Source organism: Billgrantia sp. NRB1, from assembly GCF_056921725.1.
Genome location: NZ_CM167783.1, coordinates 2,464,776 through 2,483,053, shown reverse-complemented (window position 1 = coordinate 2,483,053; position 18,278 = coordinate 2,464,776). Strand labels below are relative to the sequence as shown.

Here is an 18,278-nt window from a genome sequence, read left to right as displayed (position 1 = left end):
GGTTTTTGTCAGTGCTCTTTCATCGGAACCGACTCAGGGTCGTGTGAGGGCGCGTCCTCCTTCGTGGTGGGTGTGGTCACCAGGCCAGCGCGTCGCTTGTCTTTCAGCCGGTAGCTTTCACCCTTGATGTTCAGCGTGGTCGAGTGGTGCAGCAACCGATCCAGGATCGCCGTGGCAATGACCTGGTCGCCAAAGATCTCACCCCAGTCCATGAACGACTTGTTCGAGGTGAGGATGGTACTGGCCCGCTCGTAGCGCCGATTGATTAAACGAAAGAACAGGCTGGCCTCTTCGCGGGTCATGGGCAGGTAGCCCATCTCGTCGAGCACTAGCACCTTAGGGTAGGTCAGCTGCTGGAGCTGGCGATCCAGGCGATTCTCCTGCCGTGAGCGCATCAGCGTGCTGACCAGCCGGTCCAGGGTCATGAACAGCACGCGGTGGCCGGCTTCGGCGGCTTTCACCGCCAACGCCACTGCGAGGTGCGTTTTCCCTACCCCGGGCGGGCCAAGCAGCACCACGTTTTCGCCGCGTTCGACGAAGCCCAGGCCGGCCAGATCGCGCACGATCTTGTGGTCGATGCTGGGCTGGAAGCTGAAGTCGAACTGCTCCAGGGTCTTGATCCAGGGGAGCCGAGCCTGCTTCAGGCGCGACTCCAGTCCTTTCTGATGACGGCCGCCCCATTCCTGGGCAAGGGCCTGCTCGAGGAACTCGCGGTAGTTTAGGTCCTGCTTGCTGGCGTGCTCGCAGAGGCTGTCGAGCGAGGCCTGCAGGTGCTCCATCTTCAGGCGGCTGAGCAGCTGTTCCAGGGCCATCACAGCACCTCCTCGTAGACGCTCAGGTCACGCTGCTGAACGGAGAGGGTCTGCTGCCACAGCGCGGCATGGTGCTCCGGTATGGTGCGCCATCCGGCCTGTGGCGTCTGGAGGCGATGCTGAGCGATCCGGTCACCGACTGGGGTGTAAACGCTCAGCTCATCATCCAGGCTCAGCCGGATCACCACGGCCTGCCCGCAGTAGCCGTCGGGCACGCTGTAGCGGTTGCCACGCACCTCGATGTAGCCGTCCCACCCGACCTGGCGCAGATCGTGGTAACGGGTATCGAAGTCCGTTGCCGGCGGCGCCTGGAGGGCCTCCAACTCGGCGGTAAAGCGCTCTGCCGGGGTTTGCCGGAACTGGCGTAGCGGCCGCTGATCGGCCACGCGCTCCAACCATTGCTGGAGCAGCTGGTTGAGATGGGCATAGTTCTCGAACTGCCGGTAGCGCTGGAAGAAGTGCTGCTTCACGTAGCCCACCATGCGCTCGGTCTTGCCCTTAGTCCGCGGACGATGCGGTCGGCACGCCTTGGGGGCGAAGCCGTAATGATTGGCCAGCTGCAGGAAGCCGGCGTTGAAGATCACCCGGTGGTCGCGGTTATGCTTGAGCACCGCAGCCTTCTGGTTATCGACCAGCACTGTGCGCGGCACGCCGCCGAAGTGGCGGAAGGCTTGGACCAACGCCTCGTAGGTATGCTCGGCATCCTGACTGGGTGCCGCCCAGGCATGAAAACGGCGCGAATAGCCCAGCGTGTTGACCGCAAAATTGACCTTGCAGCGCTCACCGGCCACCACCGTCTCGATCTCGCCCCAGTCATGTTGCAGCTGGAAGCCGGGCGGGGTCTCGAAGCGCACGGTCTGCTTGCTGGGCCGTAAGGCTCGCTTGGGCTGGATGTACATCCGCACCATGGTGCTGCCGCCCGGATACCCCTGCTCGCGGATCAACTGAAAGATCACCTCGGCGTTCCAGACGTTATCGGCCAGCAGCTGATCGATGATTGGCTTGTAGGGATCCAGCTTGCTCGCTCGTGGCCTGGCCGGTCGCCCAGTCGGTGCCTCCTCGCGGGCCAGGTGACGCCGCACGGTGCGTTCAGAACAGCCGATTTGGTGAGCAATATCCACGAGGTGAGCGCCTCGCTGGCGAAGTTGCTTTATCATGAGAAAGTCCTCTCGGCTCAGCATGGCCAGGTCTCTTGTAGGCTTCGTCACCAACAAGGGAAGGCCATGCGGGTCGGGGGGACAATCTGTTTTGACAATTTACGGTCTTATAGCTCTGACGCCGACACACTCGATACATCGTCGACTCAGAGGCCAGGTAGCAGCCTTTGTCCGCCTGATCGGCCACGATGAAGGCCGGAGGGCGACTCCGATACTCCGGGGCGTTGCACAGCGCCACGATCGCCTCTCGCTCCTCAGGCGACAGCTTGTTGGCTGGTTCCGGGCGATCGGCATCGGGACGGCGATCCGCCGTCACCTCGCCTTCCGCGACCCAGCGGTAGTAGGTCCGCACATTGATGCCCATCACCTGACAGGCCTTGACCAGCCGAGCACCGTCACGCTGGGCGTCTTGCACCAGGGTCACAATGCGCTGGCGATCCGGGAGGCTGGTCAGTCGTCCTCGTCGTTGGTCGTGCCCCAGATCGCCTCTGCCTTTTTTGACAGGGCCAGCAACGCCGCCGTCTCGGCGAGGGCCTTGTCCTTGCGATGCAGCTCGCGCTCCAACTTGCGGAGCCGCTTCTGCTCCGCCTTACGCGTCTGTCGAAGCTGCTTGGCCTGCGCTGCCGCATCGTCGTTGGCGTTCATGCAGGCATCCCGCCAAGCCTCCACCTGCTCGGGGTAGAGCCCACGCTCGCGGCAATAGGCGCTGAGTTCGGCCTCGTTCATCGGGGCCGTCTCCAGGACGATCTGGAACTTCTCCTGGCTGGTCCACTGATCGGGCTGGGTGGAACGTGATGGCAAAACCTGTCCTCGTGCTCTGGCCTGTTTCCGCCAATTGTAGAGGGTTGTCGCTGTGATGCCTTCCTGCTCGGCCAGTTCCGGGATGGTCATGCTCATGGGCGGCGCCATCTTCTTGAGGATGGCTTCCTTACGCTCTGCGGGGTAACGCACGTTGATCACCTCTCAATCCGTTTAGGTGACAACTACGTTGACGTATAGGGGCTGCAGGTAACCACCGACCAGGAGGGTCCCAGCATACTATCGAATGGAGATTGGGGACGGACGGATCAGACGCTATGCGGCGGAACGGATAGTCAATGTTCGTGGGGGGCTCAGGATTTAATCCAGATTATGATTATAGAGATGCTCCGCTTGTTAAAAATAAGTGGAAGACAAATTTTTGCAATGTTATGGGGAAAAGGTGACCTTTAGATGCTTCAGGATAAAACGCTTTATGGAGTATTCTGGAGTTTTTTTGAGCAGCTCCTTAGCCGTGGTATTAGCATTATTGTAACACTTCTGCTTGCGAGATTTCTGGTGCCAGAAGATTTCGGTCTGCTGGCCATGATGACGGTTTTTATCGCCATTGCCACGGCCTTGATGAATTCCGGTATCAAGCAAGCGATAATTCGTAAGCCCAATCCCGATGATGCTTACTTGAGTACTGCCTTTTACACTAACCTTGTGTTGGGGGTTATAGCCTATAGCCTTCTGTTCGCTGCGTCTCCGTCTATTGCAACCTTCTATGAAGAGCCTCGCCTCACGCTTCTTATCCGAGTGACTGGTGTCGTAGTCCTGATCAACGCCTTTCAGGTGATTCAGATCGCGATACTTAGCCGAGATCTGAATTTCAAGATGCAGATGAAGGCTAGCGTGCCGGCTGCCCTGATCTCAGGTGTTGTGGCCGTCATATTGGCCTATACGGGGTTTGGCGTTTGGGCACTGATAGCTCAGACGCTCCTTAGCGCACTGCTCATCGTGCTGATCTATTGGTGGGTTCAGCCTTGGCGGCCAAAAGCAGTATTTGATATGGCATCTTTAAAGGAGATGTATAACTTCGGGTATAAACTATTTATTGCTAGTTTTTTTAGTGCAATCTCAAACAATATCTATGTACTCGTGATTGCAAAGCTTTTTTCAACCTCCATTGCTGGGCTATATTTTTTCGCAGATAAGCTCAAGGAGCTTGTCGTCAAACAGATGGTTTCTTCGATTCAAAGAGTTACATATCCTGCCCTTTCAACCCTGCAAAACAATAATCAAAAGCTAAAAAGTGGCTATCGACAAGTATTGAAAGTCACAGCGTTTGTTCTTTCTCCTGCTTTATTTCTTCTCGCTGCTTTGGCCACGCCATTGTTCGACCTTCTTTTTCCAGAGAGCTGGCAGCCTGCTGCACTTTATTTTCAAATCATGTGCATAGTAAGTGTGTTATACCCAATGCATGCAGTCAATTTAAACATACTCAAAATTAAAGGCAGGACAGACTTATACCTTTTCTCAAATATCTTTAAAAAAATCACTCTGTTTTTAATTCTCTTTATTTCATATCGATATGGGATTGTTGGGATTTTGATTGGACAAGGAATTCAGTCTCTTGTTGCATACCTTCCAAACTCATGCTTCTCTAGCAAGCTGATTGGCTATAATCATAAAGAGCAAATTTCTGATATATTGCCAAGTCTTAGTGTTGCGGCAATGGTAAGCCTAGTTGTATTTTGGCTACAGCCACTGTTTTCTATGCACCCTTTGATCAGCCTTTTTGTATTCGGCAGCATGGGAGTGGCGCTGTATCTATTGCTGGCCAAACTACTGAAATTGTCTGCCTATCAGTTGGCTGAGAGAATGATCCGTAAACGCCTACCTAGCCGCGTCAAAGCCGCTTGACACCTGGTTTGGATTCTGAACTATGGAACTACCCATAAAATTACCTGAAACGCTTCGCAGTGAAGAAAAAATCATTGCGACCTGGAAAGGTGATATCATCAACCCTTTGGTGAGTGTTCTTTGTATCACCTATAATCACGCACTTTATATTGAAGATGCGATCAAGGGGATTTTGACTCAGGAAACTGACTTTCCGGTCGAGGTGTGGATTCATGATGATGCCTCAACAGATGGGACAAGGGAGATTGTAGAGAGTTATCAAGAGCGTTACCCGAGAGTCATCAAAACAATTTTGCAAGATGAAAATCAGTATTCTAAAGGTGTAAATATAGGCTCAATTTTAAGCAAGCACTGTTCTGGAAAATATATTGCACTCTGTGAAGGTGATGATTATTGGATTTCTAAAGATAAGCTAAGTAAGCAAGTGGCTTTCTTGGAAGAATACCCTCAGGCAGGTATGGCTTTCCATGCGGCATACAAAATAAGCGAAATTGATGGTTCGTGTAAGGTTGTAGGCAGGCACTCTGCAGATCAAGTAAAACTTTTTTCGGAAATCTTAAGCGCTGGTGGTGGTGGTGTGCACACAGCAAGTATTGTTTATAGAGCTGACTTGCAGGAAACAATTAACCACTTAAAAATATATTGCCCAGTTGGTGATTTGGTTATTCAGCATGTTAGCTCTCTGTTTAACTATGCTATTTATTCTAACAAATTCATGAGTGTGTATAGAACAGATGTATTAGGTTCATGGAGCAAAAGGAAAACCACTTCGGCTAGTAGAGTTGCTTTCCATAAAAAGCTTCTTAATTATTATGACAACCTTGAAAAGTTATGCTTGGAGTCAAATAAAGACACCTTTCATGTAAAAAGAAGAAAAGTAGTTGTAAACCTAAGCGCTATAAAGTACTCGATAAAAAAAATGGATATTGTACTTGGTAGCTGTTCATTTTTATTTTTGATAAACTCATGTTATAGGTGCATAATTAAAAAATAATGTCTGATTTTCTGTTAAGCTTTTGGATTGGCAATGATTAAGGATTCATTAATAATAATAACTCCTAAGACATATGATGGTGGTGCTGAAAATGTAGCAGCACGACTTTCTCGTCATTTTTCAAATTCTCATGAAGTAAGTGTGATATCTTTTGATTGCTCACGCAGAGACTATGAATACAGCGGTAAAGTGTTAGATCTTAAGTTAACCAAAGAGGTAGGTCTAGTTAAAAGATTGATTGTCATAATGAAGGCGGTTTTTAAAATTTCGCATCATAAAAAGTTAATAAAACCAACAGCTTCAATTAGTCTCATTGGGTATCCTAATCTGACTAATGTGCTTTCACGTAAAGGTGAGCTATGCATCGTATCGGTTCGCACCTATATACGGCGCTCTCCCTCGATTATCAAACATACTATCCAGAAATTTTTTTTTAATAAGGTGTATAATCGCGCTGACAAGGTGGTGGCGATTTGTGAAGGGGTAAGAAAAGACCTAATCGAGTACTATGGTGTTGATGCTACGAAAGTAAAAGTCATCTACCCTTATTTTGATGTAGCAAAGATACAGAAAAAAAGCCTTGAGCCAGTCGAAGCGGGGTGGCGAGAGATTTTTAAAAAGCCAGTAATTATTACTGCTGGACGCCTTACTTACGATAAGGGTCAGTGGCATCTTATCAAGGCATTTGCTTTGGTGAAAGCTGAAATACACAATGCCGTACTAGTTATTCTTGGGCGGGGTGAAATGGAGGACGACCTTAAAAAACTTGCAGAGCGGACTGGCTACGGTAGCGACATCCATTTCATGGGGTATCGAGATAATCCATTTAAATATATTCGAATGGCCAAAGTATTTGCATTCCCTTCACTAATTGAGGGGTTCGGAAATGCGCTCGGAGAATCTTTGGCATGTGGAACTCCAGCTGTAGCTGCTGACTGTGATGTCGGTCCACGAGAAATTTTGGCTCCAGAAAGTGATCCGCATCTCAAAGCTAATTCTATTGAAGCCTACCCCGCAGGCTTTCTTATACCTGCATTTGATGACCACTGTGATCTTCAGTCCATAAAACCAGTACTTAGCGAACGACACATGGCTAATGCACTACTCTATATCTTACAGGACAATGCTCTGAGAGGAAAGATGTCAAAGGCTGCAAAGATGCGTGCAATGTACTTCGATACTTCTAAAGTAACTGAGGAGTGGGATGCTCTCTTGTCATTTGATAAAATTAAAATTTAAATCACATAAGTCGGTGCCGAAGATTTTTAAGTAGTAGTCCGTATATTAAAAGGGCGCAGATGTTACGCTAATTTGCAAAAGTAACGCTGGGGAAAGTGGAATGGGATAAATTAAATAAGCTTTGGGAGATTTGGTTAGGCACTCAGTAAAGTTCCAAAGCGTTTCATGACACTATATGAGTGGATGAGGTTAAGGAACACTATTTTAGTGACCGATCTGTCGATATGACGTTAGTGTTGACTGAATATTTTAAGCCTATTGTGCCGCTGGTGAAGGGGAGGGTGAGAGTAATATCACACTTCGGATAAAGGAGCGATGATTCATGGGAAAGGTTTTGCGTAAATATTTTTCCATATAAATATTAGTGCTTATATGTGAAGGTTTGTCAGAAAAAGTCATATCATGTAAATGCTTCTCTGCTCCCTTTTTTAGTTATTAATTTTTTACTCCTTCTTCCTTGTTGGGTCTTTTCTTCTCTTGGGGGTGTTATTGTTATTTGTTTTTGTCAGGCCTTTTTGAAAAAAACTATGAGGTAAGCGATGAAAATCATGCATGTCATTTCCTCCCCGGCAGCTGGTGGCGCAGAAGTATATGTCAAGGACCTGTCTAAAGCGATGGCTGATAAGGGGCATGAGGTGTTTGTTGTTTTTCTTGATAGGGCTTCTGAAGCTGGTCGTGCTCCCGAATTTGAAGCGTCGTTTCTTGCTCAGCTTGATGAGTACGGTGTTAGCTACGGTTTTCTGGGTAGTGCCTGCCGCAAGAATCCATTGAAGGGCATTGCTGGCCTTTATCGCTTTTGCCGTCAGTTCGAGACCGATGTTATTCATTCACATCTTTATTATGGAGCCATTTTTGCTAGCTTCCAGTTTGGAGTTCCTCATGTCTATACGCACCACAATATCAAGCTGAATGCAAGCCCTTTTATATATAGGTTTCTCGATATCAGAGCTTCCGCGTATGTTGGCATTTGCCATGCCTGCGTAAAGCTCTTACAGGGCGTCACAAAAAAAGAGGTCGTCAATATCAACAATGGCGTTGATGTTTCAAGAATTTTGCCAAAGCAACAATATTCACCCGGCAAGCCACTCCGAGTCGTTTCCGTTGGCAGGCTTTCGTTTCAGAAAAATCATGAGCTTCTATTTCGCTCGGTTTCCATGCTTGATGACTATAATTTTAATGTCACCGTTGCTGGGGAAGGTTCACAAAAAAATAGGTTGAAGCAGCTGGCTGATGAGCTTGGGATCGGCCAGAAGATTGAATTTATTGGAAACAGCAATAATGTCAAAAAACTCCTTCATGACAGTGATCTCTTTGTCATGTCATCCGCATGGGAGGGCTTGCCAATCGTGCAGATCGAGGCAACGCTGACGGGGTTGCCTGTTCTTGTTACCGATGTTGGCGGGTGTTCAGAAATCGTGGACAAAGTGGGGAATGGCTTGGTCGCCAAGGTGGAGCTCGATGATTACACTGAAAAGCTCAAACGGCTTATCGGCGATAGTTTGCTTCGCCTGAGGTTTCACAAGAACGCCTTGAAGAATTCCTTCCACTACACGGTGGATAATGCTGTAGACTCTCATCTTCAGCTCTATGGCCGAGTAACAAACCAGTCGCTTTCTCATGCTTGAAGTTTCGTTCGTTTTCATTCTTTTTGCCTTGGCAGGCGTTACTTGCCTCTGGCTGGGCCTGCGCCATGACTGGCTGCTCTGGCCACTGGTTGTTGCTTTTTTTTTCCGACTCTTTCTTTTTGTTCTCGACTATACGCGTGTCTTCCAGCCACCCGGCGCCAACCGTGATGCATCACGTTTCACGCGTCACTCCCTTGAATACGCCGTTCTTGAATGGCCTGCACTGCTGGACCGTTTGCCACTTTTTAGTTCCAGCTTTTACCCGTGGCTGGGGGGTGTGATACAGAAAGTTGTGGGTGAATCTCATCTTTTTCTGCTTGCTACAAATTTTTTCTTTGGGCACTTGGTTGTCGCCTGTACCGGGATCATCTGCTACCAGCTGTGGGGAAAGCGCGCCGCTATTCTGGCTGCCATGATTATGGCGCTCTATCCCTTCGGTGCATTCAACTCGGTCCTCGCCCTGCGTGAAGAAGTTTCCATCATGTTCTTTCTTATGGGTCTTTACTTCTATATCCGTTGGGTGGGGGGTAAGTCTGCATTGGGTCTTTTGTGGGGTGGCTTGCTGTTCGGCGTGGCCACGCTCTTTCACCCGGGGTGGGTGGCAGCGTTTGTGGGTGTGGCGTCTTACCTTGCCTACTTTCTATATCGCAACCTTTTCATTGACAGACCGCGCCTTGTCAGCCGGCTCTATGCCTTCAAGATGCTGCTGTCTATTAGCATGCTGGCATTTTCGCTGGGCATGGTAACAGTCGGCGGGGGTATCAGCCTGGGCAAGGGGATCGAGGTTGGTACGGATAGCGAGGGTGGCGTGGCCGGCGCTATCCAGGAACGCTTTACCGGCGAGGCGTCGGGTGGCTCTGCCTACCCTGGCTTTGTTGCCCAAGGCAATCCTTACACCCAACCCTGGTTGATTCCGGCGAGGATGATCTATTTCCATTTTTCCCCCTTTCCCTGGGATATCCGCAGCCCAAGGCAACTGCTGGGCCTTGTCTCTTCGGTGCTGTACATGTTCTTGGCCTGGCGGGTTTATCGTGGCTGGGCGCATCTGAAGTCACGCGATGAATGTTTGGCGCTGCTGTTGATCTTTGGTGCCATAACATTCGTGTTTGCCATTGGCGTCACCAATATTGGCACGGCGATACGCCACAAGACGAAGCTATTGGGGCTGTTCGTGATTTTGGCGGCCTCATCCTTCAGCCGATTTCACATTCAGCTCAAGGGGAAGTGATTCTTGGATATAATGATACTTGCCGGCAACGCTCGCTCATTGATCGCCAATCGGGGTGAGTTGATTCGTGACATACAAGTGGCCGGCCTTGACGTGGCCGCCGTTGTGCCCAGCGCTGACTATCTTCCTGAAGTTAACGAGTTGGGTATCCCTATCTACCGGGTGAAGATGGGGCGTACTGGCATCAATCCGCTGCATGATCTCAAGTATCTTCTGGCTCTGCGTGAGTTGCTGTGCAAGGCTATGCCTCGGGCAGTGTTCGGCTACACTATCAAGCCAGTGGTGTATGGCAGCCTGGCGGCCCGTATGGCGGGGGTGCCGCGCATCTATTCGATGATCACCGGCCTAGGCCATGTGTTTACCACCGAGAGCCCCCGTAACCGAAAGCTTCGTAAGATTATCGGTGTGCTTTATCGCCTTGGCCTTATGGCCAACCGCAAGGTGTTTTTTCAGAACCCGGATGACCTTCAGGAGTTCCTGGATCGCAAGATGTTGAAAGATCGCAGCAAGGCGGTACGCACCTACGGATCCGGGGTTGATATGCAGCATTTCTACCGCCAGCCATTGCCGGATGGCCCTGTCACCTTTCTGTTTATCGGCCGGCTGTTGAGCGAAAAAGGTGTAGCAGAACTTTGCGATGCGGCTCGTGAAGTTAGAGGCTATCACCCCGAGACTAGATTTGTAGCAGTTGGTCCATATGACCCTAACTTGCCACACTCCTGCGCGACTGATGATCTGAACCGTTGGGAAGCCGAAGGCGTGGTGGAGTTCGTAGGTGGCGTCAAGGATGTGCGGCCCTGGATTGCCCAGAGTTCGGTCTTCGTGCTCCCTTCCTATCGGGAAGGTACGCCCCGTTCGGTGCTGGAGGCCATGAGCATGGGGCGGCCCATTATTACCTGTGATGCACCAGGTTGCCGCGAGACAGTGGAGGAGGGTGTCAATGGTTTTCTGGTGGCGCCGCGCACTAGCCGACCTCTGGCCGAGGCCATGCACCGGTTCCTGGAGACCCCTGACCTCATCCCTCAGATGGGGGAAGCCTCCTGGCAGCGGGTGGCGCGCCATTACGACGTGCGCAAGGTCAACAAGGTCATCCTCGAGGCGATGGAGTTGATATGAGAGATCGGGCCAAACGGTTTCTCGATCTGGTGATCAGCGTCTTGGCGTTGTTCATGCTGTCTCCGTTGTTGTGGGGGGTAGCGTTGTGGATCAAGATGGACAGTTCGGGGCCGGTGTTCTTTTTGCAGCAACGCGTCGGTCTTGCCGGTCAGCCATTCCGTATCATCAAGTTTCGCACTATGGTTCATCGTGCGCCTGAGGAAATCGATCAGCACCGTGAGCGAGTGGTCAGCCAGGGGAATGATCCGCGTATCACCCGGGCCGGGCGCGGTATTCGTGCCACCAGCCTGGATGAGCTGCCGCAACTGCTCAATGTCCTCAAGGGTGATATGAGCCTGGTGGGCCCGCGCCCCGTGCTAGCGGAACAAATGGAAGTGGTGCCGCCCGGCTATATGAAGCGCTTCTCGGTACGGCCGGGGCTGACGGGGTTGGCTCAGATTCGTGGCCGACGCTGCCTAGGCTGGCTGCAGCAGCTTGCCCATGACGCCGAGTATGTCGAGAAGCGCAGTTTCGTTCTCGATCTGGGCATCATGCTGCAAACGATCAAGGTGGTGGTGCTCGGCAGTGGTCTCTACGGTGGCAAAGCGCTCAACTGGCGCACCTACCGCAATAGCCTGGCAGGGCGACCGCCAGCCGATGTAGATGTCGAACAGGCTATGGCTGAGGCGGGTAACAGGGCTAATGATAGGGATGCCACATCATGAGCCAGCTGAACCTGATGATGATCACCGGTAGTCCCGAAGTGGCGGCATTCATCGAGCGCCACGGCGTGGCGCGCATCTTCATGGACCAGGAGGTGATCGGCAAAGCGGAGCGACAGGGCCATCTGGATACTCACAAAGCCGCTCACAGCCTGGAGGAGATTGCCGCAGTCGCCAGCGTGCTGAGCCGCGCCGAGCTGATGGTACGCCTCAACCCGTTGCATACCGGCACCAAGAAGGAGTGTGATGCAGCCCTGGAGCATGGCGCTCAACGCCTGATGCTGCCGATGTTCACGACCCGTGAAGAAGTGGCGGCCTTTCTCGACAAGGTCAAGGGCCGAGCCCCCATCACCTTCCTGGCCGAAACGCCCCAGGCGCTGGTGCGCCTTCCCGACTGGCTTCCCCTGCTCACACCGGGCTACGACGAAGTGCATATCGGCCTCAACGATCTTTGCCTAGGGCTGGGACTGAAGTTTCTGTTCGAGCCCATGGCGTCACGGCTGCTTGACCCCAGCGCCGAGTGGCTCAATCAGCAGGGTATGACTTGGGGGGTGGGTGGCATTGCCCGCATCGGCTTTGGTGAGCTGCCGACGGAAACCGTGCTGGGCGAGCATGTACGGCTTGGCTCTCGGTGGGCGATTCTGTGTCGCGCTTTCCATGGTTGCGCACGCACGGTAACAGAGCTGATGACGCGGCTCGATTTTCCAACCGAGATCGCCAAGCTGCGCGATGCCGAGACCCGGTGGCGCCATGCGGACAGCGCGGCGCTTCTGGCTAACCAGCGTGAGCTGGCCGGCTGTGCCTTTCGCCTGGGTCGAGGAGTCCTCGCATGAGACCGCCGAGCCTATCGGCAGACCAGGGTAGTGCAGCATACCGCGCCTTATTCCCTGTACGTCACATTCTTTACTTGCAGAAGCCTGAGGTAATCGAGCAGCAGCGTCAGCAGGTAACGCAGCTGCTGCATGCCGAGCTGCCCGAGGCCGAAATCACCTTTGCCAGTAGCGTGGAGTCGGTACCACCAGCGGCCGGATTCGACGTGGTGATCACACCGACACTGCCATGGCTGCCCGAGGCGCTTGCACGGTTGAGTCACTACCGCTGGATCCACTTTCTCTCCGCGGGGGTGGAAAAGATCTGGGGGATGGAATTCGACAAGACGCGGGTGCTAATGACCAAGAGCAGCGGTGTACACGTTGCGCCAATGAGCGAGTACGTCATCGGTGCCATGCTCTACTTCACGAAGCAGTTCGGGCGCTTTCACCAGCAGGCCCGGCGCAGGGAGTGGCAGCGCGCCTGGCTTGATGAGCTTACCGGCAAGCAGCTGACCGTGCTGGGGCTTGGCCATATTGGCCAGTGCCTTGCACGGCGCGCCAAGGCCTTCGATATGGTGGTGGCTGGTACCCTGAAGCACCTGCGCCCGGTGGAGCAGGTAGACCGCGTGGTGCCGCTGGAAAAGATCGATGGCGAACTGGCCAACACCGATTTTCTGGTCTGCTGTCTGCCACTAACTGACGAGACCCTTGGCCTGGTCAACGCTGAGCTGCTTTCCAAGCTCAAGCCCAGTGCGGTGCTGATCGATATCTCCCGCGGCGGCATCGTAATGGGCGATGCGGTGATCGACGCCCTGAACGCCGGCACCCTCAGGGGCGCCGCACTGGATGTATTCGAACATCAGCCGCTGCCCGCTGATTCGCCGCTGTGGCAGCGCGAGGATCTGTTGATCACCCCGCACGTTTCTGGCACCACTCCGCACTATCTGGAGCGGGCGCTGGGGGTATTCGTCCACTGCTTGAGCGTTCTCCACTCAGGTGAAACGACCAGAAGTATAGTTGATATTAGAGCTGAATATTAAATAAATAAGGTAATCCCCCGGCTTTGCCAGGGAATACTTTCTTTACTCCTGAGTTCATAGAATAACCGCAGCGCTTTTGACCACCTAGTAGAAGCAGGAGGGGCGAGCGCCGGTACACTGATATTAATTATAATCAGTGGTCACCCCTCGGTTGCAATGCGGTGACAACAGCTTGGACTGATACCCCTTTTTAATATCGGGAGTTGTTAATGGAATGGCAGGCCGTGCTGTCCCTAGTCGCCGTACTGGCGGTGCTGGGTACCCTGGTCTTCACTCGAATCGCTCCAGATATGGTGTTGATGGCAGCACTGGCCTTTCTGGTGATCTCGGGCATCCTGGCGCCGGCAGAGGCCTTGGTCGGCTTTTCCAACCCCGGGGTGATGACCATCGCTACTCTCTATGTGGTGGCGGCGGGGCTCAAGGAAACTGGTGCCATCCAGTGGATCGCCCATAGGCTGCTGGGCCAGCCGCATCGATTGCGTCATGCGCAGCTGCGAGTGTTGTTGCCATCCTCGGGGCTGAGCGCCTTCATGAACAACACCACCGTGGTGGCGATGTTTATTCCTACCATTCAGGAATGGGCGACGCGGCTCCGGTTGCCGCCTTCCAAGCTATTGCTGCCGCTCAGCTACACAGCGATTCTCGGCGGTACCTGTACGCTGATCGGCACTAGCACCAACCTGGTGGTAGATGGTCTGCTGCAGACGCAAAAGGGCGTGGCCCTGGGCATGTTCGAGTTAGCCTGGGTGGGCGTGCCGCTGTTACTGATTGGTGGCACCTTTCTCTATGCCTTTGCCGACCGCCTACTACCCAGCCGCCAGGGCGTGCTGGAACAGCTCGAGCAGGCTCGTGAATACGCCGTGGAGGTGGTGGTGGACCCCAAGGGGCCGCTGGTAGGCAAGAGTATCGCCGATGCCGGCCTGCGCCACCTCACCCATGGCTTTCTGACCGATATCGAGCGCCACGGTCGGCTGCTCACCGCTGTCCCGCCGGACACCGAACTTGCAGCCGGTGATGTGCTGGTGTTTATCGGCGCCCCGGCGTGCGCCCGCGAACTGCGCCGTATCCATGGCCTAAAGCCAGCTAACGGCAATGTTCACAAGCTGGATATTGCTCATCACCGGCGCTGCCTGGTGGAGGCGGTGATCGGCCCCGACTTCGCTGGGCTGCACCACACGGTGCGCGAGTCGCGCTTTCGCAGCCGCTACCAGGCCGTAATCCTGTCGATCTCGCGCCACGGTGGGCGCCTGCCCGGCAAGGTGGGAGATATCCGCCTGCAGGTAGGCGACACCCTGTTGCTGGAAACTGCCCAGGACTTCGTCGACCAGTACCGCTACCGGAAGGACTTCCTGCTGGTCAGTGCCCTGAACGACTCGACGCCGCCAGACTTTCACCGCGCCCCCGTGGCACTGGGCATCCTCGGCGCCATGGTGGCGGCCAGCGCCACGGGACTGCTCTCCATCCTGGAGGCGGCCTTGCTGGCCGGTGGGGGCATGCTGGCCACGCGCTGCGTGCCGGCCAGCAAGGCGCGCCGCTATGTGGATCTCTCGGTGCTAATCGTCATTGCCGCCTCCTTCTCGTTGGGCGCGGCCATGACCAAGACCGGCGCCGCGGGACAGATCGCCCAGTGGCTTCTGCTCATCGATGGCCTGGCGCCCTGGGCGGCTCTGGCTCTGGTCTACCTGATGACGGTGGTATTCACCGAACTGATCACCAACAACGCCGCCGCGGTGCTGATGTTTCCCATCGCCATGGCGGTGGCCGAGCAGCTGGGCGTGCACTTCCTGCCCTTTGCCGTGGCGATTATGTTCGCCGCCTCGGCGAGCTTTATGACCCCACTTGGCTACCAGACCAATCTGATGGTGCTTGGCCCCGGCGGCTACCGCTTCACCGACTATCTGCGCCTGGGGGCGCCATTGAGCCTGATCATTGGGATCACTGCCGTGGGGCTGATTCCGCTGGTATGGCAATTTTAAGGACCTTTCGATGTCTGAGATTTCTGCAGAAAGACAAACCCATCTGAAGCAGCTACAGGCCGAGTCGATCCATATCATCCGCGAGGTGGCGGCGGAGTTCCGCAACCCGGTGATGATGTACTCCATCGGCAAGGACTCTTCGGTGATGCTGCACTTGGCGCGAAAGGCCTTCTATCCCGGCCCGCCGCCGTTTCCGCTGCTGCACGTGGACACCACCTGGAAGTTCCACGAGATGATCGAATTCCGCGACCGCATAGCCAGGCAAGCGGGGATGGATTTGATCGTTTACACCAATGAGGAGGGGCGCGCCGCGGGTATCAACCCCTTCGATCACGGCAGTGCCAAATATACCGATATCATGAAGACAGAGGCTCTGAAACAGGCGCTTTCACAGCATCGCTTCGATGCCGCCTTCGGTGGGGCGCGCCGTGATGAAGAGGCCAGCCGCGCCAAGGAGCGGGTATTCTCGTTTCGCGATAAGCACCACCGCTGGGACCCCAAGAGCCAGCGCCCCGAGCTATGGAATACCTACAACGCCAAGGTCAATCAGGGCGAGTCGATCCGTGTCTTCCCGCTCTCCAACTGGACCGAGCTGGATATCTGGCAATACCTCTACCTGGAGCAGATCCCCATTGTGCCGCTCTACTACGCGGCGCCGCGTCCGGTGGTGGTGCGTGACGGCATGCTGATCATGGTCGACGACGAACGTATGCCCCTGGCCGAGGACGAAGTGCCCGAGCAGAAGTGGGTACGCTTCCGCACCCTGGGCTGCTATCCACTGACCGGGGCGGTGGAATCGAAAGCCGTGACACTGCCCGAAATCATCCAGGAAATGCTGCTGACCCGTACCAGCGAACGCAGTGGACGCGCGATTGATCATGATCAGGCCGGATCGATGGAAAAGAAAAAGCGTGAAGGGTATTTCTAAGGGAGCGGGACTATGACACATCAATCTGCATTGATCGCCGATGATATCGAGCAATATCTTAAGGAGCATGAGAATAAGGACCTGCTACGCTTCCTCACTTGCGGTAGTGTCGATGACGGCAAGTCGACGCTGATCGGCCGGCTGTTACACGACTCCAAGATGATCTACGAGGATCAGCTCGCCGCGATTACCCAGGCCTCGAAGACTAGCGGCACCACCGGCGACGAGGTCGATCTAGCGTTGTTGGTGGATGGGCTGCAGTCGGAGCGCGAACAGGGCATCACCATCGACGTGGCCTACCGCTTCTTCTCCACCGACAAGCGCAAGTTCATCATCGCCGATACCCCGGGGCACGAGCAGTACACCCGCAACATGGCCACCGGGGCCTCCACGGCGAGCCTCGCCATCATCCTGATCGATGCGCGCTATGGAGTGCAGACCCAGACCCGCCGGCACAGCTTTATCTGTCATCTGCTGGGTATCCAACACCTGATCGTCGCCATCAACAAGATGGACCTGGTCGACTATTCTCAGGCGCGCTATGAGGCGATCGTCGAGGAGTACCAGGCGCTAGCCGAGAAGTTCGTCGCCCGGGTCATTCGCTTCGTGCCTATGTCGGCGCTGAACGGCGATAACGTGGTCAACAAGAGCAACGCCATGGCCTGGTACTGTGTTGATGGAAAACCCGGCCCGGCGCTGCTCGAGCTGCTCGAGAGCGTGGAGATCACCCATGCCGATAATGTGCGTGATCTGCGCCTGCCGGTGCAGTACGTCAATCGACCCAACCTGAACTTCCGCGGATACTGTGGCACCCTGGCCGCCGGTATTCTCACGCCGGGCCAAGCCGTGCGTGCGCTGCCTTCGGGAAAGACCAGCACGGTCGAGCGCATCGTGACCTTCGATGGCGACCTGGAGGCGGCCTATCCGGGGCAGGCGATCACCGTAACGTTGGCCGACGAGATCGATCTTTCCCGCGGTGACTGGCTGGTGGCTGAAAGCGACGTGGTGCCGCTGGCCGGTGGCTTCCAGGCCGACATCGTGTGGATGCACGAGACACCGCTCGAGCCCGGCAAGCTCTACGGCCTCAAGTTGGCGACCTGCGACCTGGCCGGCAAGGTGACGGCCATCGACTACCAGGTCGACGTCAACACCCTCGAGCACCGCCACGCCGAGAATCTAGACCTCAACGCCATCGCCCGCTGCCACGTCGAGCTCACCGTCCCGGTGCCGGTGGACGACTACCGCTCCAGCCCCAGCACCGGAAGCTTCATCATTATCGACCGCCTGACCAACCTCACTGTGGGCGCGGGGATGATCCACCAGCCGCTGGATAGCGAGCTGCCCTACGAATTCCGTGAGCACGGCAGCAAGGCCAACGTGGTGTGGAACCGCACCAGCGTGACCCAGGCCATGCGCGAGCAGCTCAACGGCCACGCAGGCAAGTGCATCTGGCTCACTGGCCTTTCTGGCTCTGGCAAGTCGACTCTGGCCAACGCCCTGGAGGTGGAGCTCAACCGCCGCGGGTATCGCACCATGCTGCTCGACGGTGACAATGTGCGTCATGGCCTATGCAAAGACCTCGGCATGAGCGAGGCTGACCGTGCCGAGAACATCCGCCGGGTGGGCGAGGTGGCACGGCTGTTCGCCGAAGCCGGGATCATCGTGATCACCGCCTTCATTTCGCCATTCCGCGCCGACCGAGATACTGCCCGCGGGCTTTTCGACGAGGGCAACTTCCTCGAGGTGCATGTGGATGCTCCGCTGGATGTCTGTGAGGAGCGCGATCCCAAGGGGCTTTACCAGAAGGCCCGCGAAGGCAAGATCGGCGACTTCACCGGGATCAGCAGCCCTTATGAGGTGCCGGTGAAGCCGGAAGTGACCCTCAAGAGCGCCGAGTATAGCCAGCAGGAGTTGGTAGCACAGCTGGTCAAGCAGGTGTTTTGAAAGTTCTTTGATCTTACCCAGTAATATCAGTTGCCATGGCTT

General features: G+C 54.7%; 15 protein-coding genes. 12 read left to right on the top strand and 3 right to left on the bottom strand.

From position 1 onward, the window contains the following. Positions 1-8 precede the first annotated feature (8 nt). From istB to ACZIYR_RS11285, 3 genes are all read right to left on the bottom strand, one after another. Positions 9-815: an IS21-like element helper ATPase IstB gene (istB, locus tag ACZIYR_RS11295; protein ID WP_483526764.1), complete on the bottom strand. Its 807-nt coding sequence runs from the start codon at positions 813-815 to the stop codon at positions 9-11. Beyond that, positions 812-1,993, bottom strand: a complete 1,182-nt coding sequence (gene istA / locus ACZIYR_RS11290; protein WP_483526763.1) for an IS21 family transposase — start codon at positions 1,991-1,993, stop codon at positions 812-814. Before istA ends, istB begins: the two co-directional genes overlap by 4 nt. Before the next feature lie 426 nt (positions 1,994-2,419). Next, a complete protein-coding gene (locus tag ACZIYR_RS11285) occupies positions 2,420-2,929 on the bottom strand; it encodes a transposase (RefSeq protein WP_483526762.1) in 510 nt (169 codons plus the stop codon). Between the two features lie 252 nt (positions 2,930-3,181). On the opposite strand from ACZIYR_RS11285, the gene ACZIYR_RS11280 reads away from it, so the two are divergent. From ACZIYR_RS11280 to cysN, 12 genes are all read left to right on the top strand, one after another. After that, positions 3,182-4,633, top strand: coding sequence for a lipopolysaccharide biosynthesis protein (locus ACZIYR_RS11280; RefSeq protein ID WP_483526761.1), 1,452 nt, complete (start codon positions 3,182-3,184; stop codon positions 4,631-4,633). A gap of 22 nt (positions 4,634-4,655) precedes the next feature. After that, positions 4,656-5,627 (top strand): glycosyltransferase family 2 protein, encoded by a 972-nt coding sequence (locus ACZIYR_RS11275; protein WP_483526760.1) that lies wholly within the window; start codon positions 4,656-4,658, stop codon positions 5,625-5,627. A gap of 33 nt (positions 5,628-5,660) precedes the next feature. Next, positions 5,661-6,866 carry a glycosyltransferase gene (locus tag ACZIYR_RS11270; protein WP_483526759.1) on the top strand — a complete coding sequence of 402 codons (1,206 nt, stop codon included), beginning with the start codon at positions 5,661-5,663 and terminating at the stop codon, positions 6,864-6,866. A gap of 539 nt (positions 6,867-7,405) precedes the next feature. Then, positions 7,406-8,491: a glycosyltransferase gene (locus ACZIYR_RS11265; protein WP_483526758.1), complete on the top strand. Its 1,086-nt coding sequence runs from the start codon at positions 7,406-7,408 to the stop codon at positions 8,489-8,491. After that, complete coding sequence (locus ACZIYR_RS11260; protein ID WP_483526757.1) at positions 8,484-9,719, top strand: hypothetical protein; 1,236 nt, start codon at positions 8,484-8,486, stop codon at positions 9,717-9,719. Before ACZIYR_RS11265 ends, ACZIYR_RS11260 begins: the two co-directional genes overlap by 8 nt. 12 nt (positions 9,720-9,731) lie before the next feature. Next, complete coding sequence (locus ACZIYR_RS11255; protein ID WP_483529073.1) at positions 9,732-10,835, top strand: glycosyltransferase family 4 protein; 1,104 nt, start codon at positions 9,732-9,734, stop codon at positions 10,833-10,835. Further along, the gene (locus ACZIYR_RS11250; RefSeq protein WP_483526756.1) at positions 10,832-11,539 is read left to right on the top strand and encodes a sugar transferase; all 708 of its coding nucleotides are present in this window, start codon (positions 10,832-10,834) and stop codon (positions 11,537-11,539) included. Before ACZIYR_RS11255 ends, ACZIYR_RS11250 begins: the two co-directional genes overlap by 4 nt. Then, positions 11,536-12,369 carry an aldolase/citrate lyase family protein gene (locus ACZIYR_RS11245; RefSeq protein WP_483526755.1) on the top strand — a complete coding sequence of 278 codons (834 nt, stop codon included), beginning with the start codon at positions 11,536-11,538 and terminating at the stop codon, positions 12,367-12,369. The genes ACZIYR_RS11250 and ACZIYR_RS11245 overlap by 4 nt, the downstream gene beginning before the upstream one ends. Next, entirely contained in the window at positions 12,366-13,388 is a 1,023-nt protein-coding gene (locus ACZIYR_RS11240) for a D-2-hydroxyacid dehydrogenase (RefSeq protein ID WP_483526754.1), read from the top strand. Before ACZIYR_RS11245 ends, ACZIYR_RS11240 begins: the two co-directional genes overlap by 4 nt. A 209-nt stretch (positions 13,389-13,597) precedes the next feature. Further along, positions 13,598-15,364: an SLC13 family permease gene (locus ACZIYR_RS11235; RefSeq protein ID WP_483526753.1), complete on the top strand. Its 1,767-nt coding sequence runs from the start codon at positions 13,598-13,600 to the stop codon at positions 15,362-15,364. Positions 15,365-15,374: 10 nt separating this feature from the next. Then, on the top strand, positions 15,375-16,292 hold the full coding sequence (cysD, locus tag ACZIYR_RS11230) for a sulfate adenylyltransferase subunit CysD (protein ID WP_483526752.1): 918 nt from the start codon (positions 15,375-15,377) through the stop codon (positions 16,290-16,292). Positions 16,293-16,304: 12 nt separating this feature from the next. Further along, complete coding sequence (cysN, locus tag ACZIYR_RS11225) at positions 16,305-18,236, top strand: sulfate adenylyltransferase subunit CysN (protein WP_483526751.1); 1,932 nt, start codon at positions 16,305-16,307, stop codon at positions 18,234-18,236. Positions 18,237-18,278: the final 42 nt, after the last annotated feature.